Source organism: Paraburkholderia sp. RL17-368-BIF-A, from assembly GCF_046054045.1.
Lineage (GTDB): Bacteria > Pseudomonadota > Gammaproteobacteria > Burkholderiales > Burkholderiaceae > Paraburkholderia > Paraburkholderia graminis.
Genome location: NZ_JARESN010000025.1, coordinates 1 through 24732, shown reverse-complemented (window position 1 = coordinate 24732; position 24732 = coordinate 1). Strand labels below are relative to the sequence as shown.

The window sequence follows — 24732 nt, the reverse complement described above, 5'->3', positions numbered from 1 at the left end:
ATCAGTGCACGACGCCGCGCGGCAGAAACACGAGGAAGTAGAAGCCGAACCAGATCGCCATCACGATCAGCGTAGCCACGCCCGCCACCGCAACGGCGCCGTGCGGACCGGCGGCCACCACGCGTTCGACGTCTTCATCCGTGGATGGGCCCGCGGTGCGGGTATCGTTCGCTTCCATCAAGGGCTTCTCCAGTTTCCGATGCGGCGGTTCAATCGCGGCTGCTGCCGCTACGGGACATGCCGCGCTAATGCAGCGGCGCCTTGCGCAGTTCGTTGACTTCGCGTGCGGTCACGGGCTTGCCGTGGTTGCCCCACGCGGTGCGGATATACGTCACGACGGCGGCGGCTTCGGTGTCGTTCAACTCCTGCGCGAAAGGCGGCATGCCGTAGGGCTCCGGGTTGCGTCGCGTGCCAGGCGGGAAGCCGCCGTTCAGCACGATGCGGATCGGGTTGACCGCGGAGTCCATTTCGATCGACTGGTTCGCAGCGAGCGGCGGATAGTGCTGCAGCTTGCCTTCGCCTTTTGCGCCGTGGCACAGCGCGCACTTGTCGGCGTAGATCTTTTCGCCGAGCGCGAATACGTTGGTGTTGGTCGCCGCCGACGGCCCGGCCTTGCGGCCGCGATTGTCCGGCAGCGTCTTCAGATACGCGGCCATCGCCTTGGCGTCTTCGTCGGTCATGTATTGCAGGCTGTGGTAGGTGACCTCGGCCATCGGGCCATACACCGCGCCGCGGTCCGAGATACCCGCTTGCAGCAGATCGACGATGTCCTTGATGCTCCAGTCACCGAGGCCGCCGTCCTTGTCGGAAGTGAGCGAGGGCGCATACCAGTTCTGCACCGGAATCAGCCCGCCGGCAAACTGCTCGCTCTGCGACGAGCCGCCGAGCATGTTGATCTTGGTGTGGCACATCGTGCAGTGCCCGAGTCCTTCGACCAGATACGCGCCGCGATTCCATTCGACCGAACGAGTCGGATCGGGCTTGAACTCGCCTTCGCGGAAATAGAGCGTGCGCCAGCCGTATAGCAATTTGCGCTGATTGAACGGGAAGCGCAGCGTGTGCTTGTGGTTCGCCTCGCGCACCGGTTCGACGGACTTCAGATAAGCGAAGATCGCGTCCGAGTCCTCGCGCGTGACTTTGGTGTACTGCGCAATCGGCATCGCCGGATAAAGCAGCTTGCCTTCGGGCGTGATGCCGGTGCGCATCATCCGGAAGAACGCGTCCTCGCTCCATGTGCCGATGCCGTATTGCGCGTCCGGCGTGATGTTCGGCGAATAGAGCGTGCCGAACGGCGTTTCCATCGCGAGGCCGCCCGCAAACAGTCTGCCGCGCGGCGCGGTGTGGCAGGCCACGCAGTCGCCCGCGCGCGCCAGGTATTCGCCGCGCTTGACGATGTCGGGACGCGTGTCGGCGGCTGCGCCGGGTTGAACTGCTGCGCTTTCCGCGGCGCGAGCTTCGGCGACGACGAGCGGCAACGGCACGGCCATGCGCGCAAGCATCGCGCTGCCGCATACGAGCGCCGCGGCGGCGAGCAGCGCGAAGCGGCGGCGCATCGGCGTGCGAGGCGGACGAAGTGTCGGTTTCATTGCGGTTGGCTCCCGCATGCGAGAGGCAAGCGCTCCGCCGATGCCGGCGCGGGCCGCGGATCGGCAGGACGCGGTTGGCGCGCGAGCCACGTGGATACTGCGGTGATGTCCTTGTCGGTCAGCTTCACGGCGATCGAATGCATGCAATCCGGCGCGAGCGCGTGGCGTGTGCCCGAACGCCAGGTGCCCATCTGCCCCGCGATATAGCTCGCGTGCAAACCGAGCAGGCCGGGAACGCCCGGCTGCTGGCCGGTCATGCGCGCGCCATGACACGCGATGCACGCGGGAATCTTGCGCGCAGGATCGCCTTGCATCACGAGCCGCTGACCGGCGGCGAGCACCGCGGGCGAGACGTCGGAGTGATCGGCATTCGGATAGGGCGGCTGAAGATCGGCGAAGTACTCGCTGATCTTGTGCAAATACTCGTCGGGCAGAAATGCGACCAGGTAACCCATCGGCGGATAGGTACGGCCGCCGTCGCGGAATGCGATGAGTTGATTGAACAAATAGTCGGCGGGCTTGCCGGCGATGCGCGGGAAGTAATCGTTATTGAGGCCCTGACCTTGCACGCCATGACACGAAGTGCAGGCGCGCACGCGCTCGTCCATGGCCGAAGGCATTGCGCCGGCTGCATTGCCGGCCGCTAGCGCGGCGCCGCTCCATAAGAGATGGAGCATAAACACAATGGCAAATCCCCAAGCTCTACGATGCACGTCGGGCCTCGCTGGGAAACGTTTTTTTGTCGGCTTGCTTCGCCCGCATTCGCGACTGGGCTGCTTTCCAGTCACCACGCACAGCGGGTCTATCACTTTCTCTCTTACGACAGCACAGACTGCGAAGGGAAGCTTATTCTGGAGAATAAAGTTGATTCGCCATTGCGATGCAATTGCTTGATTCAAATCAAGCAAGCGCGTGTATGTGCCGAAGACGGCGGCTCGTTGATTCGTCTCTGACCATCATAGATGCGCTTCAAAGCGCTTTCAATGCTTCAATTTGCACTGCACGCAAATTCCACGGCGGGCGAATGTGACAGTCCGATGTGCTTAACTGAAGAGCCGCATCAACGCTAGGCGCGCATTGCTCACGCGTTCGCTTTCGCCAATTCGGCCTGGCAATAGATGGAATTCGACGGCAGGCAATGCGGGCAAGCCGATGCCGGGCGGGCACGCGATCACGCCCGCGCCAATCGACGATTCATTCAGGCACGAGATGCCGAGCCCCGCCTTTAACGCGAGCTGCAATCCGGCCACGCCCGAAGCCGAGTGGGACACCACATAGGGCACCTTGTTTTCGTCGAGCAGTTTGACGACGAAGCGCTGCAACTGGCAACTCGACGGCAGCAGCACCAGTTGATACGGCGAGGCGGGGCGCGGACTCGCATCGGCGGCGCTGACCCACAGCAGCTTCTCACGCCTGACCACGGTGCTTTGTGCAGCGCCGCGCCGGCCGTTCGCTCGCGAGTTGCCGGTGACGAGCCGCAACGAGAGGCCGATGTCGAACGAGGCGTCGTCGGCGGCGTGGCTGTCGATCACGGCGCTCGGCAAGACGGTGACATGCAGCTTCAGACGCGGATGCTGCTCGGAAAACGTTTTGAGGATGCGGGCGATGTCGTGCGGGCGGTAATAGTCGGTGATCGCGATGCGCAATTCGCCGTCGAGCGAGCGGCCTTGCAGGTCTTCGAACGCCGCTTCGCTCATTGCGATGATGCGCCGCGCGTGTTCGAGCAGGCGGCTGCCCGCAGGCGTCGCGCTCACGCCTTGCTTGCTGCGTACGAAGAGCGGCTGGCCGACGCGTTCCTCGAGTTTTTTCAGTTGCTCGCTAACCGACGATTGCGACAGGAAAACGCGCTCCGCCCCTGCCGACACGCTGCCCGATTCCGCGACGGCGACGAAGGTGCGGAGTTGCGTCAGGTCGAATCCGCGCTGGCTCATGTTTCGTTTGTTCCGATGGATGGCATCTGTATTTCCGGCTTTTCCGATGGAAGCCGTCGCCGTAGGATACCTCCGAAATCATCGCGGAGGAATCATGGCAAACGGGTTATCGGCAAGCGGCTTGGTCATCGGCGGACGCGCGGCGAGCCACAAATGGAAGGTGCTGGGCGTCGGTTTCGCGGCGAACGCGAGCTTTTCGGCGGCTTTCTCGGGCATTCCTATGACGGCTGTTTATTTGCGCTCGGGTTATCACCTCGGCAACGAGGGACTCGGCCTCGTGCTTGGCATGCTCGGTTTGGGCATCGCGGTCAGTGAACTGCCGTGGGGACTCTTGACGGACCGCTGGGGCGACCGTCGCGTGCTCTTGCTGGGACTGCTGTCCACCGCGGCGGCGCTCGCCGGCCTTGCGCTCTTCGCGGCGCCGTTCGGCTCGCATGTGCCTCACGTCACGACGCTGGCGGTCGGCTTGCTGCTGGTCGGCCTGCTCGGCGGCAGCGTCAACGGATCGAGCGGCCGCGCGGTGATGGCGTGGTTTCGTGAAGGCGAGCGCGGACTGGCCATGAGCATTCGTCAAACGGCGGTGCCGGCGGGCGGTGGACTTGGCGCGCTGCTGTTGCCGGCGCTGGCGTCGAGGTTCGGCTTCGTGAGCGTTTATGCGGTGCTGGCGCTGGGTTGCGCGATAACGGCGGGGTTCGCATGGCGATGGCTGCATGAACCGGCGCATGTTGTGGACGGCGATGCGGGCGCGGCGTATGGAGGCGCGGCGCGTTATGGGCGGGCCGGCGATGCGGCGGAGGCTGCGGGTGCTGCTGATGGTCAGCGTGCCGTAGACGCGGTGGGTATCGTACGTGCTGACGGTGCCGCGCAAGGTGCGCGTGCGGTGCGTGGCGAACGTGCAGTACGAGCAGCCGATGCGGCGGGCGGCGGACGTGCCGTGCATGCCAACACCAACGGCGCCAAGGTCAACCTCGCCAAGGCCAACGTCGCCAACACCAGCCAAGCCAAAACCCCCTCGCCGCTGCGCGAAATCGGCATCTGGCGCGTCGCGCTCGGAGCGGGCGCGCTTTGCGTGCCGCAGCTTGCCGTCGTCACGTTCGGAACCGTGTTTCTGCATGACTTCGGTCACGCCGACGTGCTGACGATCAGCGTGGCGATGGCGGCGGTGCAGGCCGGCGCGGCGATCGCGCGCGTCTGCAGCGGCAGGTGGACGGATCGGCACGGCAATCGGCGCGCCTACACGCGCGGCTGCAGTCTGCTCACGGCCGTACTGTTCGCCGCGCTTGCCCTCGCGACCGGCGTCGCCGGCATGCAGCACGTCGCGCTCACGCCGGTCACGATGATCCTCGCGTCAATGATCGTGCTCGGCGGCGTGAGCGCGTCCGCATGGCACGGCGTCGCGTTCACCGAGCTCGCGACGCTCGCCGGCACGAACCGCGCAGGTACTGCGCTCGCGATCGGCAATACCTGCGTTTTCCTCACGCTTTTTCTGACGCCGCTTGCGATTCCGCCGCTGCTCTCGCTCGGATCGTGGCCGATGGTGTGGGCGGTCGCGAGTGTGAGCGCGTTGCTCGCGCTGCCGGTTTTCCCGCGCGCTGCGCGCATGGATTCGGCGCGCGTGACGCAAACCTGTTGACGTGGGTTAAGAATTTTCACACAGCGTATTTCCATTTCGCGCGACGTTTATCTGGACGCCGCACAAGCCGGTGTGCAAGACGGTGTTAATGGCGCCTGGTTTGCGCGCCAATCTCCCCCGCGTAGACCTTCGCGAATTATTCACTTTGGGTATTTAAGCCTTTGGCGGTTCGATTCACTACAGGATTAGGAGCGCTCCGATTTTAGTTTTGCGCGGGGTGGTGATTTTATGGTCGTGCCGCGCGCTCACATTCAAATGTGTCCGCGGCGGGACACGCGTGGAGCGTCTTAATCTGTTCTGCGTATCTGATAACTATTCCTACATTCAGCGCGAGAAAATCCTAGTGAACATTCGAATTGTTCTTGCCGACGATCATCCGTTCGTTCTGCTTGGTGTCAGAAGCATGCTTGAGACGCGTGCCGGCGTCGCGATCGTCGGGCAGGCTGGTAGTCCCACGACATTGATCGAACTGCTGCGGCGCACGCCGTGCGACGTGCTGGTTACGGATCTGTCGATGCCCGATCCCGCCGGCCTCATCGAAGACGAATTGCACCTCATCCGCCATATCCAGGCCGAGTGGCCGGGCCTGCGCATCATCGTCATGTCGACGACAACCAACCCTGCGCTTCTCCACGCGCTTGCAGCGGACGGCGCTGTGAGCTTGCTAAGCAAGAGCGAGTCGACACGCGAACTGTGGCGCGCGATCGACGAACCTGCAAGCGGCGCGCGATATATCGGAAGTTCGATTGCGAGACTTCTCGCAAGACCGGAGACGGGTTGCGATCGCAAGATGGCGCTTCCGCTGTCGGGAATGCAGACGACGGTCGTCAGGATGTTCGTAGAAGGCCACTCAATTGCGGAAATTGCCGCTGCTCTCGGATGTCATCGCCGCACTGTTATTCGGCGAAAGCGTGAAGCAATGACAAAACTTGGCGTTACTAACGATCCTGGTTTATTCTCGTGCATCAGGTCCAGTGAAATTCTTAAGATTGGATCGCATAGCTAAGCAATTAATCGATCCGTTTTTGAAGTTGTTTCGGACCGATCTTATGTTTAAGGCCATCGTAATGCTTGATGATCAAGCGGGACCGGTTGCGCGGGACACGGTGACGGGAGTCAGAACATGGAGAAGAGGTAGACGATGGGCGACACCGCTGCAATAAGCACACCGGTCCGGGCGATCATCGCGGACGATCATCCGCTCGTCCTGCTGGCGATCGAAAATCTGATAGGCGGCTACCCGAGCATGGAGGTCGTCGGCCGCGCGCCCCCCGCGACCGAGCTCTTTGCCGAGGTCGACCGCACAGGCTGTGACCTCGTGCTCATGGATCTGTACATGCCAGGTGGCGCAGACGGCAGCGGAGTCGAGGCCGTGCGGCAGTTCAGGAGGCGCTATCCTGACGTCGCGCTCATCGTGCTCACCATGGAGACCGAGGCCGCGGCGCTGCAAAGCGTGATCTCGCTCGGCGTGGACGCGCTGATCAGCAAGCGCGACCGTATCGATCTGATCCACGTGGCAATCGTCACGGCGCTTGCGGGCGAATGCTATCTGGGACCGGCGGTGCGCACGCTCATTACCAAGGCAGCGGCGATGCAGCGGCTCGACTTCGTGCGCTCGGTGTTGTCGCGGCGCGAGCTGGAAGTATTCACTCAGTACGCGTCGGGGCTCGGCGTCACCGAAATTGCGGGCCGGCTCGGGCGCAGCGTCAAGACGATCAGCGCTCAGAAATGTACGGCCATGCGCAAGCTTTCGTTAAATAGCGACGCGGAACTGTTCCGGTTTGCGGTCGAGCATGGCGTGGTGTCGGAGACGCACACCGAAGGCCGTTAGCGCACCGATAGCTACAAGTGGACGTCGCGCCGGGCCGGCGCGGCGAACAAAAAATGGATTGGCGTTGCCTGGGGAAGTACATCTCGTATTGGGCAGCCAGTCGATAAGTCAAGAAAACAATGACAGACAAAATCCGCGTTATCGTGGCGGACGACCACGACTGTGTTCGCGTCGGCGTGACGCGGTTGCTGCAGGCCACATCGAAAATCGAGATCGTCGGGCAGGCGGCCGACACCCATGGGCTCGCCGAATTGCTCGACATCTGTGAGTGCGACGCCGTCATATCCGACATCGGCATGCCCGGACTGGACGGCGGGAGCAACGCCGTGTCGTTCCTGCGCCGCGTGTTGCGAGGGCGCGCGCATCCGCCTGTCGTCGTCCTCACCATGATTTGCCACGCGCATATGCTGTCAGGGCTGTTACACCTCGGCGTCAGCGCGATAGTGGACAAGCGCGACACGACAGCAGCGTTGATCGACGCGATCCGTGCAGCAATGTCGGGCGGCGTCTATCTGTCGGATCGAGTGCGCAATGTATTGGAGATCAGCGAGACGCCTCCGCAACTACGTGCCAGCGTTCTCAGCGCGCGCGAATGGGAAGTATTTCAGCTCTATACGCAAGGTCTCGCTGTGCACGAAATCGCGAAGCGTCTCGAGCGCAGCGGAAAAACCATTAGCACTCAGAAGCGCACCGCCATGCGCAAGCTGGGTCTCGAGACTGAATCCGACCTCATCGAGTACGCGCGGCAAATCGGACTGGTCTAGGCGACCTGCTGGCGCCACGCCCCTATACCGACATCTCGCGGTCCTGAAATTAGGACTCTTCTGATTGGTAGACGCGCCTCGCCGCTACATAGTTGCGAATTAGCTTCGGCCTTTGCTGACGTTAGCCTCATAGAAGCAGTTATTTCTCGAGGCTAGACCGCTCAAAGCCGGGAACTTGAGGCGGGTGTGCTGCAGAAATTTCGCGGCGCCTTCCGCCTTGCATCGCGACAGGAGGGCGGCATGGCCGTGCTAGGTAAGCGGTTGTTGGTCGAGGGCGTAGGTACTGCATGGCTTGTTTTCGTCGGCTGCGGCAGTATTGTGTTGAACACCGGCGCCGTTCAGCAGGGGTACGGCGTACTCGAGGTCTCACTCGCGTTCGGCCTCGCGCTCGCCACGGCCAACTACTGGTTCGGCGGGACGTCGGGCGCGCATTTCAATCCCGCGGTCACGGTCGGTTTCACGGCCGCGCAACGGTTCCCCGTCAAAGACTTGCTGCCCTACATCGCCGCGCAGATTCTCGGCGCAGTCGCGGCCGCTGCGCTCCTCGTCTATGTGGCGAACGGCCGCCCCGGCTTTGAAATGGGCGCGAGCGAATTCGCGGCCAATGGTTTTGGCGACCATTCTCCTTCGGACTACAAACTGCACTCCGCGCTCGCGATCGAATTCGTGCTGTCGTTCGCGTTCGTCATGGTGAGCCTCTTCGTGGCCACGCGATACAAGGCGGAGGTGGCCGGGCCCGTGGTCCTCGGCGGATGTCTGGCGCTCATCTATCTGGTGTCGATTCCGGTTACTAACGGCTCGGTGAACCCGGCGCGCTCCACGGCGCAGGCGCTTTTCGTCGGCGACTGGGCGCTCGACCAGTTGTGGCTCTTCTGGGCGGCGCCCATGTCGGGCGGGGTCGTGGCGGGCTTTGTGTTTTCGGTCCTGTCCGGCAGATCCGAGCAGTCTGCCGCTGCGCTTGCCGATCGGCAGAGCGAAGCCGCTTGAGTCGCGCCGTGTCTCTGAAATTCACCGCGATGGGCTTCGAAAGGGCCGCGATAGCGCGCGTATTCCGGCGCGTCTGCCTATGTCTCGTAGGACTGGCTCTGTTTGCCGCTGCGCAATCGGCAGCGGTCGCGGAGTCGTTTGGGGATTCCGCTGCGGTGCGGACGGTTGAAGCTTTTCCGCAGAAAATTACCGTCGGCGTGCTCGCGGACAACTGGTTGCCGTTCGACGCGCTGCAGGACGGCCGGCTGACCGGATTGAGCGTCGACTATCTGCGTGCGCTGGTCGGGCCGAACGTCGTGATCGAGGCCAAGGCGTTTCCCGACATGCCGCAACTGCTCGCCGCAGCCTGCGCGGGGGAAGTTGATCTATTGATTAGCGTCGCCCGCACTCCCGAGCGCGAGCGATGCCTCAGTTTCACGGCGCCGTATTTTCGCGCGTCGACATCGGCGGTGGTCCGCAGGGACGGTGAACTGTACGAAGGCCCCGCGCGCGTCGCGGCAGCGTCCATCGCGATCGAGAAAGGCTTTGCGCTCGAGCGCTCTTTGCGCGAACGCTTTCCGCGCGCCCAGATCAGCGCTTTTACGTCGACGCACGCGGCGCTCGCCGCGGTTGCTAGCGGCGATGCAGATGTCTACATGGGCTTCACGCCGGCCATCCAATATGCACTCGCCACCGACGAGTTCCGCAATCTGCGTGTCGCGTTCGGGGAAACCAGCCGGAGCGCGGAACTGCGGTTCGGTGTGCCGCGCAACCAGGTTGCATTGCGCGACCGGCTCAATCGTGCGTTGGCATCCATGAGTCAGGCCGACGATACGGCGATTCGCGTTCACTGGCTCTCGGGCAATTTCGACGCGAAACCCGAATCCGCCACGTCTCGCCTGGAACTGACGCAGCAGGAGCAGGCCTGGCTGCGGTCGCTGCCGCCGTTGCAAGTCGGCTTCGACAGCAGTTGGCCGCCGTTCAGCTATATCGACGCATCCGGGCATCCGGCCGGCATTACCGCCGACTATCTCGCCTACCTGAGCCGCACGCTCGGCGTGGTATTCAACCGCGCGCGGCAGCCCGACTGGCCGAGCACGATCGACGCATTCCAGCGCGGCGAACTGGCCATTCTCACCACAGGATCGAGCAACGATCCGCGCCTTCAGAAGGCGCGGCATACCCGTGCATACGAAAGCTATCCGCTCGTGATGGTCGGTCGCGACGACGAGCCCGCCGCACGTTCGCTCGGCGATTTTGCCGCGCGGCGCGTCGTGGTGTCGTCGCATGTCGCGGGGGCGGGTCTGCTCGCGTTCCAACGCATCCCGAAGGACCACCTGGCCATCGCGCCAAGCCTCGACGAAGCGTTGCGCATGGTTGCTTCTGGCGAAGCGGACGTCGTCGTGGAAAATGTGGCTGCCGTGGACACGGTGCTCAAGCGGCAATACTCGGGCGTGCTAAAGATTCTGGGCACGGTCGGCGAGTCGGACGCCCTCGATTTCGCCGTGCGTCCGGACCTGAGTCCGCTCGCCGGGCTGATCGACCGTGCATTGCTGGCCATGCCGCCTGCCGAGAGGCAGCGCATCCGGCAGAAATGGGTGACCGGCAACACACCGGCAACGGGTACGTGGAGCGTGACGGCCGTGCGCCTCTTGCCTGTGCTGATCGGCATCGGTGTCGCGTTGCTGGTCACGTTGCGCGCTTATCTGCTCCTTCAGCGCGAAGTCAGGCGCCGCAAGCAAACCGAGCAGGAGCTCGCGTTGCAACTGAACTTCCAGGAAACCATGATGAAGATGGTTCCCTATCCGCTCGTCGCGCAGGATTTGCAAGGTCGCTACATCGCCGTCAACGGTGCGTATGAAGCGGCATGCGGGCGAGGCCGCGAGGCAGTTCTCGGACGCACCACGATGGACGTTCAGACGTGGGGCGAAGCCAACAGCGATGTGCTGGAGAAAATGAGGCTCGACCTGCTGCAAGGCGGCGACATGGCCCAGGTCGAGCTTCAGTTCGAGCGCGGCCCCGGCGATTTGCGGCACGGCCTGTTCTGGACCAGCATCTGCCGCGGCAATGACGGTCAGCCGGTCTGTTCGCTCGGCACCATGGTCGACATCACCGACATCCGGCGTGCCGAAATGCGCGCGCGCGACACCGAGCGGCGGCTATTCGATGTCACCCGTTCGTTGCCAGCGGTGGTGTTCCAATTGCGCCGCGCGGCGGACGGCGCCTATTCGTTTCCCTACATCGGCGGTGCGCCAAAACTTCTGCTTGGCGAAAGCGGAATAAGGCAGACATGCCTCGAACATGCCGACTTCGCGCGCATTTGCGACGAAGACCGGCCAGTGGTGCTTGCGGAACTCGAACGTTCGGCGCGCCTTGAAACGCCGGTGCTCGTCGAGTTTCGTCTAGGCCGCGAACACGAGTTCAAATGGACTCGCGCGGAACTGGTGCCGCGCCGCGAAGCGGACGGGGGCGTCGTATGGAGCGGCTACTGGGTGGACGCGAGCATTGAGCACGCGCGTGCCGAGGAACTCGCCCGGGCGCGCGACCTGGCGGAGGCCGCTTCGCGCGCCAAAGACGACTTCTTCGCGATGATGAGCCACGAAATCCGCACGCCGATGAATGGCGTGCTCGGGCTCGTCGAGGTGCTGGAACGCACGCCGCTCAACTCCGACCAGGGGGAAATGCTCGGCATGATTCACGAGTCGGCGGGCGCGCTGCTGCAAATCCTCGACGATCTGCTCGATTACTCGAAGATCGAGGCCGGCCGCCTGACGATCGAAGCGGAGCCCATCGATCTGCGTGAAATGGTCGACAACGCCGTGGGGCTGCTCGCCGGCCGCGCGCACGAGAAGGGCCTGAAAGTCCGGGTGGACATTGCATCTGACGTCGCGGCCACGCTGCGAGGCGACAGCGTGAGACTGCGCCAAGTGCTTTTCAATCTGCTCGGCAACGCAATCAAGTTCACGCCCGAAGGTCACGTGGACGTGCGCGTGGCGGCGGTTGCGCAGACTGGCGAGCTTCAGACAATCGAAGTCATCGTCGAAGATACCGGTATCGGCATCCCGGCGGAGTTGCAGGCGAAACTGTTCGAGCCGTTTGTACAGGCCGAGTCGTCCACTACGCGCCGCTTCGGCGGAACCGGCCTCGGTTTGACGATTTGCCGCAAGCTGATTCAACTGATGGACGGCTCGCTGGCGCTAGACAGCGAACCCGGCCGCGGCACCCGCATGACCGTGCGGCTCAGCATGCCGGTCGAGACGCAGCGCTATTCGGTGAGCGGCTTGCGCGGCAAGCGCTGTCTCGTCGCGACGAACGACGCGCGAGTCGGCCAGGCGCTCGTCCACTTCGGGCAAGCGCTGGGGCTCGACCTGTACCACATTCCGGCAGACGCCGAGGATTTGCGTTGCAGCGCGACGCTACGCGACGTCGACTTATTGTTCGTGAGCGAGGACCTGACGCTGCCCGCCAACGTCACGCACAAGCTGCGCGTGATCTCGCTGACGGAGAAGGCCAAGCCCACGGGCTACCGCATTCTCGAAGACGCCAACGTGCGCCTGAGCATCAACCCCATATCATGGCGCGGGCTCGGTGCGGCGTGCGCGGCGGTCATGACGGGACTTCAGTCCGCGCCGACGCCGTCGGCTGGTGCGTCGGCTGTGCGCGAAGGCATCACCGCGCCGCCGGACCGCGAGCGGGCTATGGCGAGCGGCCGCCTGATTCTCGTCGCTGAAGATCATCCGGTGAATCAGGAGTTGATTCGCCATCAACTGGCGCTGCTTGGTTTTGCGTGCGACGTCGCGAACGACGGCGCGGAAGCGTTAACCGCGCTCGAACACACCAGTTACGGATGCCTGATCACCGACTGTCATATGCCGAACGTGTCCGGTTATGAATTGACGCAGCGCATTCGGGAACGAGAGCAGGAGCATGGCGTTTCGCATCGTCTGCCGATTCTGGGCGTCACCGCGAACACGGCGCCCGAAGACCTCAACCTGTGCCGCGAGGCGGGCATGGACGAGAGCCTCATCAAGCCGACACGCCTCGCCACGCTCCGTGAATATCTGAGCCGCTGGTTCGGCATTGACAGCGCGTGGCAGGCCGCTCCGGTCGAAACCGCCGACACCACGGAGCTTGCCGGGGCGTCAGCAACGGCCGCCGAGCCCTTCGTCCCGGTCGATCTCGGTCACATGACGCAATTGTGGGGCAGCGAATCGACGGTCAAGGCTTTGCTCGATTCGTTCGTTTCTTCCGTGCGCGAAGACGTTCGGTCGCTCACGCCGTTGCTCGAGAACGTCGATATGGTTCTCGTGCGCGAGTGGCTTCATCGGGTGATGGGCGCGGCTAGCGTGCTGCAATACCCGCCGCTCATCAGCGCGCTCGACGAATATCGCCACAGCGTCATCAGCGAGCCGAAGCGGGCGCGCCGCGAAGGACTTGCGCTCATCGACAAGTGCAATGCAATGCTGGACGGCATCGAGCAGCAAGCCGCGCTGCTCGCCTGAACGCTTAGACGAAAAAAAACGCGGCCGAAGCCGCGTTAAAGATTTGGAGACATCCCTCGATGAAGGAGTCACTTCTCGCGAGGTCAAAGCATACCAGGGATCGCCCGGATGATTCATTCCATAATTTGCAAATAACTGTTCGGGAAAATCGCAACAAGCGTCGAGCGGTGCATTTGCTGCGTCCACTCCCACCATCGACGCCCTCCGACGATTTGCACTAGTATGTGATGGCTTCGCGCGGCCGTGGCGCCGGCGCGGTGCATTTCGTCGGAGAAGACCATGAATACGCTAAAAAAACTCAATATCGCGATGGCTTTGTGGGCGGCAATGGCGGGCGCCGCGTTTGCGGACACCGTTGCGCTGAAAGCAGACCTCGAACCTTCCAGCGAAGTGCCACCGCGTGTGAGTCACGGTCACGGCGCGCTGAACGCAACCTTCGACACGTCGACGAAATCTCTCCAATGGACCGTCACCTATGAAGGGCTCAGCGGCCCCGTCACGGCCGCGCATTTCCACGGTCCGGCGCCGGTTGGGCAGAACGCGAAAGTGCAGGTTCCCATCGACAAAAGCGCGGTAGCGAGTCCCATGAAAGGCTCGGCGGCCCTCAGCGAACAGCAGGTGACCGACCTGATGGCAGGGCAGTGGTACTTCAACATTCACACCGCGCAGAACCCGATGGGTGAAATTCGCGGGCAAGTGCTGCCTGCCAACTAGCGCGCGGTACTGCGTAGCACGGTCGGATCGGCGGATGCGCCTTCACGATTAGAAGCCGCCATCCACCGACGCAGCGGGCAACGCACGTACCATGACGGGACATTTCCGAAGGAGCGTGTCCCGATGAGCTGGCAAAGCGCACTCGCGTGCTGGTTTTTGCGCAGGCAATTTCGCCCTCAAACCCTGAAACCGCATATCGACGTCCACAAGGCGCGCGCGTTGACGGCGAAGCGCGTGTGGTCGCCCGACGTGCCGCGCGGCTGGCGTCTGCGTGAACTCGATGGCGCGGACGGCAACCCACTGCGAGGCGAATGGATCGAGCCCGCAGCGGACCAACCCGCAGCCGGCGCGCAACCCACAGTGCTCTACTGCCACGGCGGCGGCTACTACTTCTGCTCGCCGCGGACACATCGCTCGATCGTGTTCGGTCTCGCCACGCGTGCGAATGCACGGGTCTTTTCGCTCGATTACCGCCTCGCGCCGGAGCACCGCTTCCCGGCCGCACTCGACGATGCGACCGCCGCCTACCGTCAATTGATCGCTGACGGCACAGCGCCGGAGTCGATCGTGATTGCAGGCGATTCGGCCGGCGGCGGCCTCGCGCTCGCGGCGCTGGTCGCGCTGCGCGACGCGGGCGATCCGCTGCCCGCCGGCGCACTGCTGTTCTCGCCGTGGACGGATCTCGCGGCAACCGGCGCGAGCATCGTCGATAACGACGGCGCGGACCCGATGTTCAGCGGCCCGGCAATCTCGCGGGCGGCCAAGGTCTATCTCGGCGAGATGCCCGCCACGCATCCGTATGCGTCACCGCTGTACGCGGACCTGCGCGGCTTGCCGCCGCTTTTCATGATGGCGGGCAGCACCGAAGTGCTGCTCGACGACTCGCGGCGCGTCGCCGCGAACGCGCGCGCGGCGGGTGTCGATTGCGAACTCGAGGTGTGGAAAAAGATGCCGCACGTGTGGCCGCTCTTCGCGCCATTCGTGCCCGAGGCGAACCGCGCGCTCGATCGCGCAGCCGCCTTCGTGACGCGCGCGACACGCCACGCCGCCGATGCCGCTCAGGCGCCGAGCGTGACGTCGATAGTCTGATACGCGGCTTTCACCGTCGGCTCGCCGTATTGCCGTTCCAGTCGACGCACCGTGAAGTGGCCGTGCGCGACCTGCTGGAAGTGGTCGATGAAAACCGTGTTGACCATTGCGCCGAGCACCGCGCCGATCGCCGGAATGGACTTCGCGGCGATCTGTTCGCTCACCTGCACGGAGAAGCGCGCGGCGATCGTATTGACGAGGCGCAGCAAGGCGGCCGAGCCGTGCGTGGTGAATCCCTTCGTCGCGATTTCGGACGACGCCTTCGACACCGCCTGCGCCAGCGCGCCGCGCATGATGAAGTAGCCGAAGTCGGCGTCGTCGTCAGCCGTGGACGTGCCGCCCATGCCCAACACCGTCAGACATTGGAGCTGCGTGTCGATCGACGTCAGATCCTCGCCCTCGCTGCGCGCAATGTCGCAAATCGAGCGGAACATCAGCGTGGTCGTGACCGGCAATTCGACGGGCAGTGCAAAGAGGCCGAATGCGCCGCCGGCCGCGCCGGTCGTTGCCACCGCGAACTTGTGCAGCAGATTGCTCGGCTTCTCGGGCGCGAGCAGCGACGACGCGCCGTCGCGCCGGCCCAGCGTGCGCAGCGCAATGGACAGACACTTGCGCAAAGCCAGTTCGGTGGCGTCCGTGACCTTCTCGTTGGCGAACGCGGGCATGCGCGAAAGCAGCTTCTCCAACGGCGCGCCGACGATGCTCGCCAGCTTCATCGCCAGCGCGGGGCTTTCCAGTTCGTGTTTCGCGCGTCGCAGCGCGCTCAGATCTTCTTCCGACAACGATTGTCCTGCGAGCGAACCCGGCTCCATGCGCCTCCCTGGCGTGATGTGATGTGCTTTTTTCCGTCGACGAACGGGCTCATGCCCGCCGTCGACGTCCTGCTTAGAGCCAACATGCGTGGTATGATTCCCTAATCGTTTGACGCGTCAACTGTTGCTCTATCAAAAATGGCTGTCCACACCGCCGCCCACCATTCGAGTGGGCAAGTCTTGCCGTTCCGGGAATCGCTTTTGGCGATGCTCGGCATTTCCTTCGTCACCATGCTGGTCGCGCTGGACCAGACGGTCGTCGGCACCGCGCTGCCCACCATCGTCGCCGAGCTCAAGGGCTTCGAGCTGTACGCGTGGGTGGCCACGTCGTATCTGCTGACCTCGGTGATCACCGTGCCGATCTTCGGGCGCCTCGGCGACTATTACGGACGCAAGCCGTTCGTGATCGCGTCGATCGTCGTGTTCACGGCCGCGTCGGTGCTGTGCGGCATGGCGAACAACATGCTGTTTCTCGTGCTCGCGCGCGGCCTGCAAGGCATCGGCGGCGGCATGCTGGTCGGCACCGCGTTTGCCTGCATTCCCGACCTGTTTCCCGATTCGGTCGTGCGCCTGCGCTGGCAGGTGCTGATGAGTTCGGCGTTCGGCATCGCCAATGCGGTCGGGCCGTCGCTGGGCGGCTTCCTCACTCAGTACTACGGCTGGCGCTCGGTTTTCTACGTGAATCTGCCGGTCGGCCTGCTATCGCTCTTTTTCGTCTGGCGCTTTCTGCCGCATCTGCGGCACGTCGAACATGAAGGCAAGATGCGGCTCGATTGGCCCGGCGCCGCGCTGATCGCGGTGGCGCTCGGCTCGCTGCAGTTGTTCGTCGAATTGCTGCCGAAGCATGGGCTCACGCTCAGCGCGTGTGCGCTGCTCGTGCTGAGCGCCGCTTCGGCGTATGCGCTGTGGCAATGGGAGAAGCGCTGCCCGACGGCGATCCTTCCCGTCGATATGTTCCGCAACCCGAGTCTCGCCGCGCTGTTCACGCTCGCGGTGCTCGGCGGCTTCACGATGTTCTCGCTGCTTTTCTACGCGCCGCTGTTGTTCCAGGGCGGCTTCGGCATGTCGCCGAAAGAAGCGGGCGTCGTCATCACACCGCTCGTCGTGTTCATCACGATCGGCAGCATCGCGAACGGACGCGTGGTTTCGCGCGTGCGCAATCCGAATCTCATGTTGTACGTCGGCTTCGCGCTGATCGCGCTCGCGTGCTTCGGCGTGGTGGTCGCCACGCGGTCGATGCCGCATTGGCTCCTCATGTCGTTCATGGTGCTCGGCGGCCTTGGCCTCGGCTTCGTCATGCCGAACCTCACCATCTTCGCGCAGCAGACGGCCGGCCGCGAGCATCTCGGCATTGCAACCGCGCTGCTGCAATCGCTACGGATGATCGGCGGCATGATCGGCACCGCGCTGACCGGAACGCTCATCAGCCATATGTACGCGAGCGGCGTGCGCAGTACGCTCGAAAGCGATCGCGCGTCACAATGGTTCAGCGACCTGGGCGATCCGCAGATCCTCATCAATCACGAAGCGCAAACAACGCTCCTCGGCGAGTTGGCGCAAGCCGGCCATAATGGCGCGATGCTTCTCGAGACCGCGCGCGAAACGCTCGTCTCGGCGATTCACTTTGGTCTCGCGATGGCGGCTGTCGTCGCCGTCGTGTCGGTATGGCAAAGCCGCCGCGTTCCGCCGATCAAGCTCCAGCGCAAGCTCGAGCCGGTGGTCCACGCGGACTGATTTTTCGATTGCAGCTTGATAGAACCATCATGGAAGAACAGGACCGCGTAGCCGTCATGCAGCAGTTCGGCCGCACATACCGGGCGTTCATGTCGGCGTTCGAGGCGCAAGTCGGCCACCCGTTGCCGCGCTGGCGCATCATGCTCGCGCTGCATCAGCAGGGGGGCGAATCGTCGCAGAAGCGGCTTGTCGAGCAATTGCGCGTCGATCCCGGCGCATTGACGCGCCAGTTGAAAGCGCTCGAAGGATTGGGCTGGATCGCGCGCAGCATGGACTCGCGCGACAACCGCGTGACCAATGTGCGCCTGACCGAAGCGGGCCTGTCTGCAACCGAAGCCAGCCTGCCGCGCCGCAACGCGTTTTTGCACGACACGATGGCCGCGCTGCCGGACGACGCGCTGAGCGCGTTGTCCGGCGCGTTGAAGATGCTCGAGGCGAGAATCGGAGAAGTCGTGTCGGCGGCGAATGTTGCACAAACGCCTGTCGAGCTTGCCGCCGAAGCCTCACGAGCGGAGCGCTGAAGCGCCGCGGCGCCTCAGTGCATCCACTCCACGCCGCGCCCGCCCTCAAACGCAAAAAATCAGAAGAACGTTTCGATCACTTCCGTCACGCGATAAGCCGGATCGACGACCAGCACCTGGCGCCATTTGTCGAACGTCAGACACGGGTGCGAGATGTCGAACGCGATCATGTCGCCCACCTTCAGATCGGCGCCTGCGGGAATCCGCATATACGCGTGCTGATCCATCAAGCCGAAAATCTCCCAGCCTTCGCTCGCGGCGATGTCGCGCGGCGCCTCACTGCCCGGCCTGTAATGGCGCGCCGGCTCCGGCAAGCCTGCGTCGAATGCCGAGTCGCGCTTGCCAAGACCGATGATCGCGCGGTCGGGCTCGGGAATCGACTGCACGTAAGCCCACAATTGCAACGCAGGCAGCAAGCCTTCGCCCATCTTTTTAGCGACCGGATTGCGCGCGAAGATGTCCGTCTGCGCCTTGCGATAAATGCCGACGTCGTGCGTCAGATAACAGCCGGGCCGCAGCACGACCTCGACCTTGCCGCTCTGCGACGCCTTCGAGAATTCCTCCGCGACCACGTCGTACCATGCCGAGCCCGCGCCGGACAGAATCGCCGGCGTACGCTCGAAACGCCCGCCGTCGACGAGCGCGCGCGTAACCGCAACGGCGCTTTGCAGAAACTCGCGCACCTCGTGTTCTTCCTTCAGCACGCCTTCATACAACTCGACGCCCGCGAGCTTCAGCACGCCCGGATAGCGGCCGATCGCTTCGAGCACCGCATTGCGCTGCGCTTCGTCGCGCACGCCGGTGCGCCCGCCAGGCACGCCAAGTTCGAGCAGCACTTGCAACGGCTTCTTCACCGACGTGAAAAAGCGTCCCAATTGCTCGACGCCTTCCACTGAATCGACGAGGCAAAAGAACTCAAAGTCCGGGTCGCTCAGCAACTCGGCGACCATCATCATGTTGCGGCGCCCGACGAGCTGGTTGGCCATCAACACGCGCGACACGCCGCCGTGATAAGCCGCGCGCACCTGATGCGCGGTGGCGAGCGTAATGCCCCACGCGCCGGTTTCCAATTGACGGCGGAACAGTTGCGGCGCCATCGTCGTCTTGCCGTGCGGCGCGAGCTTGACGCCGTATTCGGCGACGAATGCCTGCATCCATTTCAGGTTGTGCTCGACGCGGTCCGCGTACAGCACGGCGGCCGGCAGGCTCACGTCTTCGTTCAGCAGATTCCACTCGAGACGCCCGGTGTCCGTGAGCTGGATGCTCGCGCCCGGAACCATGCCCAAGCCCTTGCTATAAGGATCAATCGTTGCGCCCTGATAGTTTGTAACTTTCATGTCTCCTGCTCCATCGTCCGGTTAAATTGCATCCAAGTTGACTTTATCATGTTACCGAAAGTACGATGGACGGAGAAATGTTATTTAGTACCACGCCCTTTCACGAGCCGCGATGAACTCCGCCGCCGAACCGCTGACCTTCGACATCGTCGCGCGCATTGCCGAATGCGCGCCCGAGTTGCGTTCGGCCGAGCGCAAGGTGGCCGCGCTGATTCTCGACGATCTGACGGGCGCCTCGCGCGCCAGCATCGGCGCGCTTGCCGAGCAGGCAGAAGTGAGCGTCGCGACGGTCACGCGGTTTGCGAAAGCGGTGGGCTGCCGCGACGTCCGCGAGTTGAAGCTGAGGCTCGCGCAGGCTGCGGCGGTCGGCCAGCGGTTCTTGCAGGCGGGCACGCCTGCTGGCGCGCCCGAGCACATCGCGACGCGCGTGTTCGACGAATTGCAGACGGCGCTTGCGCACAACCATCAATTGCTGCGGCAGGCGCCGTTGGCCGAAGCGGCTGCCGCGCTGCGCGCCGCGCGCATGATTTACGTGTTCGGCATGGGCGGCGGCTCGACCGCGCTCGCCGACGAAATGCGTTTCCGGCTCGTGCGCCTCGGTCGGCCCGTCGCCACGTATCAGGACGGCCTGTTGCAGCGCATGGTCGCGAGCACGGTCTCGCACGACACGGTGCTGATCGCGCTCTCCACGACCGGTCGCGTGCCGGAGATGGTGGAGAACTGCAAGATCGCGCGCAGCTACGGCGCGACGGTGATCGCGCTCACCGCGCCGGCGTCGCCGCTCGCGAAGCTCGCCGACTGGCTGATCCCGATTGTCGCGTTCGAGACCGACTTCATTTACAAGCCGTCTTCGTCGCGTTACGCGATGATGATGGCGCTCGACGTGCTCGTCACCGAACTGGCCGTCAGTCAGGGCGACGAGAGCCGCGAATTGCTGCGTCGCATGAAGCACGCGCTCGACACGCATCGTGGCGGCGGCGATCGACAACCATTAGGAGACTGATCCATGCACTCGCATCCCGAAGCCGCCGATACGCTGATTGTCGGCGCGCAATTGTATGACGGCACGGGCGCGCCGCCTGTGGAGCGCGACGTGGCCGTGCGCGACGGGCGCATCGTCGCGATCGGCAATCTGTCGAACTGGCTCGCCGAAGACGTGATCGAAGCCGAAGGCCGCGCGCTGGCGCCGGGCTTCATCGACGTTCACACGCACGACGACACGCACGTGATCCGCTCGCCGCAAATGCTGCCGAAGATCACGCAAGGCGTGACGACGGTGATCGTCGGCAATTGCGGCATTAGCGCGTCGCCGGTTGCGCTGAAGGGCGATCCGCCCGATCCGATGAATCTGCTCGGCGAGCGCGACGCGTTCCAGTACCCGACGTTCGCGGACTACGTGAAGGCGGTGAACGCGGCGCGTCCGGCGGTGAATGTCGGCGCTTTGATCGGGCACACGGCGCTGCGCAACAATCAGATGGACCGGCTGGATCGCGCGGCCACGCCGCAGGAGATCGAAGGCATGCGTGCGCAGCTCGAAGAGGCGCTCGCGAACGGCGCGCTCGGCCTCAGTTCGGGACTCGCTTATGGTTCCGCATTTGCCGCGCCGACCGAAGAAGTGATGGCGCTCGCCGAACCGCTCGCCGCCGCGGGCGCGCTTTACACCACGCACATGCGCACCGAGTTCGACGCGATTCTCGACGCAATGGACGAAGCCTATCGCGTCGGCCGTCATGCACGCGTGCCGGTCATCATTTCGCATCTGAAATGCGCGGGGCCGTCGAACTGGGGACGCAGCGTCGAAGTGCTGAACTCGCTCGAAGGCGCGCGGCGCATGCAGCCGATCGGCTGCGATTGCTATCCGTACAACCGCAGTTCGTCGACGCTCGATCTGAAGCAGGTCACCGGCGACATCGACATTACGATTACGTGGTCGGAGCCGCATCCCGAGATGGCCGGCAAGCTCGTGAAGGAGATTGCCGCCGAGTGGGGCGTCACGCAGCAGGAAGCGGGCAAGCGCCTGCAACCGGCGGGCGCGGTCTATCACAACATGTCCGAGGACGACGTGCGGCGCATCCTCTCGCATCCCGCGACGATGGTCGGCTCCGACGGCTTGCCGAACGATCCGCTGCCGCACCCGCGTTTGTGGGGTGCGTTTCCGCGCGTGCTCGGCCACTATGCGCGCGACGCCGGTTTGCTGCCGCTCGAGGAAGCGGTGCGCAAGATGACGAGCCTCTCCGCGCGACGCTTTGGCCTTGCGCAACGCGGCGAGGTGCATATCGGCTATCACGCCGATCTCGTGCTATTCGATCCCGCGAAAGTGCGTGACGCGGCTACTTTTGAAAAGCCGCAGCAAGCGGCTGACGGCATCGACGCGGTGTGGGTCAACGGCGCGCTGTCGTACCGGAACGGCGAAGTGACGGGCGAACGCGCCGGCCATTTCGTTGCGCGCGGCGCGGCGTCGAAGGGCGACGCTGAAGGCGCATTCTGAGTTATCGAGTAATGGGTTGAGGGGTTGAACGATCTATCAAGGCGCGCGGCACTACGGCCACGCGCGCCGAACTTTCAAGGAGCGTAAAGATGAAGCGATATGGTGTTGAAGGCGGTAAGGGAACGGGCGGTCAGCACATGCCGTTTTCGCGTGCGGTCGAAGCCGACGGTTGGCTGTTCGTGTCGGGACAGACGCCGATGGAAAACGGCGAGGTGATCAACGGCGGCATCGTCGAGCAATCGCATAAGGCGATTCAAAACGTGTTCGCGATTCTGAAGGAAGCCGGCTACGGCGCGGAGCATGTCGTGCGCTGCGGCGTGTGGCTCGACGACCCGCGCGACTTCGCGTCGTTCAACAAGGTGTTCCGCGAATACTTCGGCGACAATCCGCCGGCGCGCGCCTGTGTCGTTTCGTCGATGGTGATCGACTGCAAGGTCGAAGTGGATTGCGTCGCTTATAAGAAGCCGGCGGCTTAACGTTACGTTATTAGCGCTTCGCCGCGGAGCGTCGAATGAACGTCCGCGGCGATAAGCGCACGTACTTTTTTATTGCCGCGCCAAACGCAGGTTGTCCGGCATCGGCAAGTTGTAGTTGGTGCGGAACGGGTTGATGTCGAGCCCGCCGCGCCGTGTATAGCGCGCATAAACCGCGAGCTTCACCGGCTTGCACGCCTTCAGCACGTCGATAAAAATCTTCTCGACGCATTGCTCGTGAAAACCCGTGTGATTGCGATACGAGATGATGTAGCGCAGTAAGCCTGCATGATCGATTTGCGGGCCGACGTAGTGAATCTGCACGCTGCCCCAATCCGGTTGCCCCGTCACCGGGCAATTTGATTTCAGCAGATTCGAGAACACCGTTTCCTCGACGGGCGCTTCGTGAAGCGCGGCCGTCAGCAGGGAAGCGTCCGGCGTGTACACGTCCGTGTCGAGATCCAGGCGATCAAGCGACGTACCTTCGAATTCTTCCATCTTCAGTTTGCCGAAGTCATGCGGCCCGGTCAGATAGACAGAGACCGTCGCGCCGCACGACGCGGACACGTCGCGTTTGATCGTGTCGCGCACCGCTTCAATTGACTCGAACGCGGTCTGCGCAAACGAGCCGAGATAAAGCTTGAACGACTTCGACTCGACGATGTTCGGCGAGTCCGCCGGCACGAAAAACGTGGCCACTGCGATTTGCGGTTTGCCGCGCTGATTCAGCCACGACAACTCATACGCATTCCAGATGTCCGTGCCGAAGAACGGCAATTGCGCGTGGATGCCGATCGCCTCGCGCGCGTTCTTGCGCGCAATCGGAAAGAGCAGCGAGGCGTCGTACTGTTCGGTGTAAGTGGAGGCCTTACCCAGCGGTGATTGTTCGGGTGTCATGATGCATTCACGATGCCACTCAGCACGTGCCCGGTCGCCGTCACGACGCGGGCCGATTCGCAATGGCCAATTTGGTCGTCGAAGAAAAAGTCCGGCTCGAACTCGCGCAAAAATGCGCTCTTGTCGAGGCCGCCGAGGAACATCGCTTCGTCGATTTCGATGTTCCAGGCCATCAGGGTTCGGATCGCGCGCTCGTGCGCGGGCGCCGAACGCGCCGTCACCAATGCCGTACGAATATGCATCGGCGCGGCTTGATCCGCGAGTTTTTGCAGCCGATGAAGCGCTTCGAGCAAGGGCTTCAGCGGCCCGTCGGCAAGCGGCAAATCCTTGTTGTGCGTCTCGTGGCCGACGAACGCGCGCAAACCGTCCTTCTGAAACACGCGCTCGGCTTCGTCGGAAAACAGCACGGCGTCGCCGTCGAAAGCAATGCGGATTTCGTCCGGATACTTGCTCGCCATTTTCGCCGATTCCGGCAGCACGCGTGCGGCCGGGAAACCGGCGGCGAGCGCGTCGCGCACGTCGTCCTGATTCGCGGACAAAAAGAGCGACGCGTTCAATGGCTTCAGATAAGCGAACGGCGCGCGTCCGCGCGTGAACACGCCGCGCTCGATCGCGAGTCCATGTTCGCGGCAGGAATGAAACGCGCGCAGGCCGCTGATCGGATCGCTGCGCGACAGGATCACCACTTCCACGCGATGCCCGCTCGTGTTCAATGCCAGCAGCTTGCGGATCAGCGGGAACGCGACGCCGGGTTTCGCGGGGACATTGAGCCGCTCGCGCTGCAACGCTTCATAGGCGCGAAGGTCGCCTTCCTCGTACACGCGGTTCTCTTCCTCGAAGTCGAAGAGCGCGCGCGACGAGATCGCCACCACCAGTTTGTCGACAAGCGAAAGAGCCATCTGCGGGTTCAGGTTTTCGTTTCAGTAGTTCAGCCGAGGAACAGCCGGTAAACCGGATTCTGCGTCTCTTCCCAGTACGGATAGCCGAGCGTCGCGAGGAAGCGGTCGAACTCGGCGTTATCCGTTTCCGGCACCTGAATGCCGACGAGAATCGAGCTGTAGTCCGCGCCCTGATTGCGGTAGTGAAAGAGGCTGATGTTCCAGTCCGGCGCCATCGACGATAGAAACTTCATCAGCGCGCCCGGCCGTTCGGGAAACTCGAAGCGGAACAGACGTTCGTCGTGTGCGAGCGGCGAGCGTCCGCCGACCATGTAGCGGATATGCTGCTTCGAGAGTTCGTCGAAAGTCAGATCGACGGTGGCGAAATTGTGCGCCTCGAATGCGCTTGCGATCTGCGCCGATTCGCTGCGGTTCCTGATCTGCACGCCCACAAAGATATGCGCGGATTCGGCCTGTGCAATCCGGTAATTGAACTCCGTGACGCTGCGTGTGCCGACCAGTTCGCAGAATCGTTTGAAGCTGCCGCGCTCTTCCGGAATCGTCACGGCGAACACG

At 63.5% G+C, this 24732-nt stretch carries 21 protein-coding genes and 1 pseudogene; 13 read left to right on the top strand and 9 right to left on the bottom strand.

What is annotated here, in order from left to right:
• Position 1 precedes the first annotated feature (1 nt).
• From P0D87_RS29025 to P0D87_RS29010, 4 genes are all read right to left on the bottom strand, one after another.
• Positions 2-178, bottom strand: coding sequence for a hypothetical protein (locus P0D87_RS29025; protein WP_165919865.1), 177 nt, complete (start codon positions 176-178; stop codon positions 2-4).
• Between the two features lie 67 nt (positions 179-245).
• Positions 246-1586 carry a c-type cytochrome gene (locus P0D87_RS29020; RefSeq protein ID WP_053857491.1) on the bottom strand — a complete coding sequence of 447 codons (1341 nt, stop codon included), beginning with the start codon at positions 1584-1586 and terminating at the stop codon, positions 246-248.
• Positions 1583-2263: a c-type cytochrome gene (locus P0D87_RS29015; protein WP_408637095.1), complete on the bottom strand. Its 681-nt coding sequence runs from the start codon at positions 2261-2263 to the stop codon at positions 1583-1585. The genes P0D87_RS29020 and P0D87_RS29015 overlap by 4 nt, the downstream gene beginning before the upstream one ends.
• Positions 2264-2629: 366 nt before the next feature.
• Complete coding sequence (locus P0D87_RS29010; protein ID WP_006048000.1) at positions 2630-3517, bottom strand: LysR family transcriptional regulator; 888 nt, start codon at positions 3515-3517, stop codon at positions 2630-2632.
• 94 nt (positions 3518-3611) lie between these two features.
• Here P0D87_RS29010 and P0D87_RS29005 point away from each other — a divergent pair, with 94 nt between their 5' ends.
• The 8 genes from P0D87_RS29005 (at position 3612) to P0D87_RS28970 (ending at position 15016) form a co-directional block, all read left to right on the top strand.
• Positions 3612-5150, top strand: a complete 1539-nt coding sequence (locus P0D87_RS29005; protein ID WP_053857493.1) for an MFS transporter — start codon at positions 3612-3614, stop codon at positions 5148-5150.
• Positions 5151-5427: 277 nt separating this feature from the next.
• Complete coding sequence (locus P0D87_RS29000; RefSeq protein WP_082366934.1) at positions 5428-6156, top strand: response regulator; 729 nt, start codon at positions 5428-5430, stop codon at positions 6154-6156.
• Between the two features lie 135 nt (positions 6157-6291).
• Positions 6292-6981, top strand: coding sequence for a response regulator (locus tag P0D87_RS28995; protein WP_408637094.1), 690 nt, complete (start codon positions 6292-6294; stop codon positions 6979-6981).
• A 119-nt stretch (positions 6982-7100) separates the two neighbouring features.
• Positions 7101-7745, top strand: a complete 645-nt coding sequence (locus P0D87_RS28990) for a response regulator (RefSeq protein ID WP_408637093.1) — start codon at positions 7101-7103, stop codon at positions 7743-7745.
• A gap of 240 nt (positions 7746-7985) precedes the next feature.
• Positions 7986-8732, top strand: a complete 747-nt coding sequence (gene aqpZ, locus P0D87_RS28985; protein ID WP_053858949.1) for an aquaporin Z — start codon at positions 7986-7988, stop codon at positions 8730-8732.
• Positions 8733-8761: 29 nt separating this feature from the next.
• Positions 8762-13213 (top strand): ATP-binding protein, encoded by a 4452-nt coding sequence (locus P0D87_RS28980; RefSeq protein ID WP_408637098.1) that lies wholly within the window; start codon positions 8762-8764, stop codon positions 13211-13213.
• A gap of 279 nt (positions 13214-13492) precedes the next feature.
• Positions 13493-13927 carry a CHRD domain-containing protein gene (locus P0D87_RS28975; RefSeq protein ID WP_006047993.1) on the top strand — a complete coding sequence of 145 codons (435 nt, stop codon included), beginning with the start codon at positions 13493-13495 and terminating at the stop codon, positions 13925-13927.
• Positions 13928-14050: 123 nt separating this feature from the next.
• Positions 14051-15016, top strand: a complete 966-nt coding sequence (locus tag P0D87_RS28970) for an alpha/beta hydrolase (protein ID WP_053857496.1) — start codon at positions 14051-14053, stop codon at positions 15014-15016.
• On the opposite strand, the gene P0D87_RS28965 is transcribed toward P0D87_RS28970, so the two are convergent.
• Entirely contained in the window at positions 14986-15828 is an 843-nt protein-coding gene (locus P0D87_RS28965; protein WP_006047991.1) for an EcsC family protein, read from the bottom strand. The genes P0D87_RS28970 and P0D87_RS28965 overlap by 31 nt on opposite strands.
• A gap of 138 nt (positions 15829-15966) precedes the next feature.
• Between P0D87_RS28965 and P0D87_RS28960 the strand changes: the two genes are divergently transcribed.
• Together P0D87_RS28960 and P0D87_RS28955 are read left to right on the top strand one after the other, a co-directional pair.
• Positions 15967-17562, top strand: coding sequence for an MDR family MFS transporter (locus tag P0D87_RS28960; RefSeq protein WP_006047990.1), 1596 nt, complete (start codon positions 15967-15969; stop codon positions 17560-17562).
• Between the two features lie 29 nt (positions 17563-17591).
• A complete protein-coding gene (locus P0D87_RS28955; protein WP_006047989.1) occupies positions 17592-18083 on the top strand; it encodes a MarR family winged helix-turn-helix transcriptional regulator in 492 nt (163 codons plus the stop codon).
• Between the two features lie 59 nt (positions 18084-18142).
• On the opposite strand, the gene P0D87_RS28950 is transcribed toward P0D87_RS28955, so the two are convergent.
• Positions 18143-19420 carry an amino acid deaminase gene (locus P0D87_RS28950; protein WP_053857497.1) on the bottom strand — a complete coding sequence of 426 codons (1278 nt, stop codon included), beginning with the start codon at positions 19418-19420 and terminating at the stop codon, positions 18143-18145.
• 112 nt (positions 19421-19532) lie between these two features.
• Here P0D87_RS28950 and P0D87_RS28945 point away from each other — a divergent pair, with 112 nt between their 5' ends.
• The 3 genes from P0D87_RS28945 (at position 19533) to P0D87_RS28935 (ending at position 22384) form a co-directional block, all read left to right on the top strand.
• Positions 19533-20423: a MurR/RpiR family transcriptional regulator gene (locus tag P0D87_RS28945; RefSeq protein ID WP_053857498.1), complete on the top strand. Its 891-nt coding sequence runs from the start codon at positions 19533-19535 to the stop codon at positions 20421-20423.
• Positions 20424-20426: 3 nt separating this feature from the next.
• Complete coding sequence (locus P0D87_RS28940) at positions 20427-21908, top strand: N-acyl-D-amino-acid deacylase family protein (protein WP_053857499.1); 1482 nt, start codon at positions 20427-20429, stop codon at positions 21906-21908.
• Positions 21909-21997: 89 nt separating this feature from the next.
• The gene (locus P0D87_RS28935) at positions 21998-22384 is read left to right on the top strand and encodes a RidA family protein (protein WP_006047985.1); all 387 of its coding nucleotides are present in this window, start codon (positions 21998-22000) and stop codon (positions 22382-22384) included.
• Positions 22385-22453: 69 nt separating this feature from the next.
• Here the strand turns inward: P0D87_RS28935 and queF are convergent, their stop codons facing one another.
• The 3 genes and pseudogenes from queF to P0D87_RS28920 all read right to left on the bottom strand — a co-directional run.
• A complete protein-coding gene (queF, locus tag P0D87_RS28930; RefSeq protein ID WP_053857500.1) occupies positions 22454-23278 on the bottom strand; it encodes an NADPH-dependent 7-cyano-7-deazaguanine reductase QueF in 825 nt (274 codons plus the stop codon).
• Positions 23275-24177, bottom strand: coding sequence for a 5'-nucleotidase (locus P0D87_RS28925; RefSeq protein WP_006047983.1), 903 nt, complete (start codon positions 24175-24177; stop codon positions 23275-23277). The genes queF and P0D87_RS28925 overlap by 4 nt, the downstream gene beginning before the upstream one ends.
• Before the next feature lie 29 nt (positions 24178-24206).
• Positions 24207-24732: pseudogene (locus P0D87_RS28920) on the bottom strand (threonine ammonia-lyase, biosynthetic); the annotation flags it as partial.

Excerpts from the sequence above, each read along its gene's own strand:
- P0D87_RS28975 (WP_006047993.1), top strand. The coding sequence starts at position 13,493 with ATGAATACGCTAAAAAAACTCAATATCGCGATGGCTTTGTGGGCGGCA.
- aqpZ (WP_053858949.1), top strand. The coding sequence starts at position 7,986 with ATGGCCGTGCTAGGTAAGCGGTTGTTGGTCGAGGGCGTAGGTACTGCA.
- P0D87_RS28960 (WP_006047990.1), top strand. The coding sequence starts at position 15,967 with ATGGCTGTCCACACCGCCGCCCACCATTCGAGTGGGCAAGTCTTGCCG.
- P0D87_RS28990 (WP_408637093.1), top strand. The coding sequence starts at position 7,101 with ATGACAGACAAAATCCGCGTTATCGTGGCGGACGACCACGACTGTGTT.
- P0D87_RS28935 (WP_006047985.1), top strand. The coding sequence starts at position 21,998 with ATGAAGCGATATGGTGTTGAAGGCGGTAAGGGAACGGGCGGTCAGCAC.
- P0D87_RS29020 (WP_053857491.1), bottom strand. The coding sequence starts at position 1,586 with ATGAAACCGACACTTCGTCCGCCTCGCACGCCGATGCGCCGCCGCTTC.
- P0D87_RS28925 (WP_006047983.1), bottom strand. The coding sequence starts at position 24,177 with ATGGCTCTTTCGCTTGTCGACAAACTGGTGGTGGCGATCTCGTCGCGC.
- P0D87_RS28940 (WP_053857499.1), top strand. The coding sequence starts at position 20,427 with ATGCACTCGCATCCCGAAGCCGCCGATACGCTGATTGTCGGCGCGCAA.
- P0D87_RS29005 (WP_053857493.1), top strand. The coding sequence starts at position 3,612 with ATGGCAAACGGGTTATCGGCAAGCGGCTTGGTCATCGGCGGACGCGCG.
- P0D87_RS28995 (WP_408637094.1), top strand. The coding sequence starts at position 6,292 with ATGGGCGACACCGCTGCAATAAGCACACCGGTCCGGGCGATCATCGCG.
- P0D87_RS28950 (WP_053857497.1), bottom strand. The coding sequence starts at position 19,420 with ATGAAAGTTACAAACTATCAGGGCGCAACGATTGATCCTTATAGCAAG.
- P0D87_RS28980 (WP_408637098.1), top strand. The coding sequence starts at position 8,762 with ATGGGCTTCGAAAGGGCCGCGATAGCGCGCGTATTCCGGCGCGTCTGC.
- P0D87_RS29015 (WP_408637095.1), bottom strand. The coding sequence starts at position 2,263 with ATGCTCCATCTCTTATGGAGCGGCGCCGCGCTAGCGGCCGGCAATGCA.
- P0D87_RS28955 (WP_006047989.1), top strand. The coding sequence starts at position 17,592 with ATGGAAGAACAGGACCGCGTAGCCGTCATGCAGCAGTTCGGCCGCACA.
- P0D87_RS29025 (WP_165919865.1), bottom strand. The coding sequence starts at position 178 with ATGGAAGCGAACGATACCCGCACCGCGGGCCCATCCACGGATGAAGAC.
- P0D87_RS28945 (WP_053857498.1), top strand. The coding sequence starts at position 19,533 with ATGAACTCCGCCGCCGAACCGCTGACCTTCGACATCGTCGCGCGCATT.
- P0D87_RS28965 (WP_006047991.1), bottom strand. The coding sequence starts at position 15,828 with ATGGAGCCGGGTTCGCTCGCAGGACAATCGTTGTCGGAAGAAGATCTG.
- queF (WP_053857500.1), bottom strand. The coding sequence starts at position 23,278 with ATGACACCCGAACAATCACCGCTGGGTAAGGCCTCCACTTACACCGAA.
- P0D87_RS29010 (WP_006048000.1), bottom strand. The coding sequence starts at position 3,517 with ATGAGCCAGCGCGGATTCGACCTGACGCAACTCCGCACCTTCGTCGCC.
- P0D87_RS28970 (WP_053857496.1), top strand. The coding sequence starts at position 14,051 with ATGAGCTGGCAAAGCGCACTCGCGTGCTGGTTTTTGCGCAGGCAATTT.